This window comes from Aeromonas sp. 1HA1, from assembly GCF_029237385.1.
GTDB lineage: Bacteria > Pseudomonadota > Gammaproteobacteria > Enterobacterales > Aeromonadaceae > Aeromonas > Aeromonas popoffii.
This window is the reverse complement of record NZ_JAACGC010000174.1, coordinates 1-1,147: the sequence shown is the minus strand read 5'-3', so window position 1 is coordinate 1,147 and position 1,147 is coordinate 1. Positions and strand designations below refer to the sequence as shown.

General features: G+C 58.8%; 2 protein-coding genes. Both read left to right on the top strand.

Annotated elements, in window-relative coordinates; translation table 11 throughout:
* Positions 1 to 100: 100 nt before the first annotated feature.
* Entirely contained in the window at positions 101 to 388 is a 288-nt protein-coding gene (locus tag GWQ22_RS21475) for a type VI secretion system PAAR protein (RefSeq protein ID WP_042038057.1), read from the top strand.
* 11 nt (positions 389 to 399) lie between these two features.
* Positions 400 to 1,147: type VI secretion system tip protein TssI/VgrG (gene tssI / locus GWQ22_RS21470; RefSeq protein WP_275931624.1), on the top strand; the 748-nt coding region annotated here is incomplete at its 3' end.

The following is a 1,147-nucleotide window of genomic DNA, read 5'->3' as shown; positions in this document are numbered from 1 at the left end:
GGCTGCCGGAGCCTTTTATGTTTTGCCATCCCCCTGCCCAGAGATTGATGTCGTGGTAGTGAGAGCGGAGTGATGGCAAAGCACACAAGAGGTTTGAATTATGTGTCCCTCCATTGCACTGCTTGGTGACCTTGGCACCGACCACGATGGCTTTCCACCGACCCCGGTGATAGCCGCCAGCCCTGATGTTTTTCTCGATGGCAAGCCGGTGGCTCGTCAGGGTGACCCGCTGGCGCCGCACGACAAGCCGAATAACCCGCCCCACCCGCGCAGCATTGCCGGTGGTGTGGGGTCTGTGCTGGTTAATGGCAAGCCCATCGCTATCACCGGCACAGCGGTGGATTGTGGTGGTGTGGTGATTGGTTCGGGCAGCGGGCAAGCAGGATAAGGAGCAAGGTCATGGCACAGAGCACAGGATTACAATTCACCGTCAAGGTTGGCGCACTGGCTGACAACACCTTTGCGGTCGCGAGCTTCAAGCTCGATGAGGGCTTGAACAGCCCGTTTAGCCTCAAACTGGAGGTGGCCAGCGCTCAGCCCGATATCGATTTCGGTGCTGTGCTGGACCAGCCCTGTGAGCTGCTGGTGTGGTACCACGGCGAGTTGCAACGCCGGGTGTGTGGGGTAGTGAGCGACTTTGCGCAAGGGGACAGCGGCTTTCGCCGCACGCGCTACAGTCTGGAGGTGAAACCGGCCCTGTGGCGATTGGGCCTTCGCCAAAACTCCCGCATCTTTCAGGCACAAAAGCCTGACGAAATCCTCTCCATCCTGCTGCAAGAGCACGGCATCACCGACTACGCCTTTGCGCTCAAGAACGAGCATGCCCAGCGCGAATATTGCGTCCAGTACCGCGAGACCGACCTCGACTTTGTTAACCGCCTTGCTGCCGAAGAGGGGCTGTTCTACTTCCACGAATTTGAAGCAGGCAAACATCGCATCGTCTTTGCCGACGATGCAGCGGCCCTGACTGCTGGCCCTGAGCTCTTCTTCAATCTCGGCAACCGCTCGCTTGAACAAGGTGCCTATGTGCGCCAGTTCCACTACCGCGAATCGGTGCGCCCCTCAGAGGTAGAGCTCAAGGACTACAGCTTTAAGACCCCGGCTTATGGCCTCTCCCAGAAGAAAATGGGGGCTGAGCTCGAGCACC

What these genes read in the sequence shown, in the direction of transcription:
- GWQ22_RS21475 (WP_042038057.1), top strand. Translation starts at nt 101, where the DNA reads ATGTGTCCCTCCATTGCACTGCTTGGTGACCTTGGCACCGACCACGAT.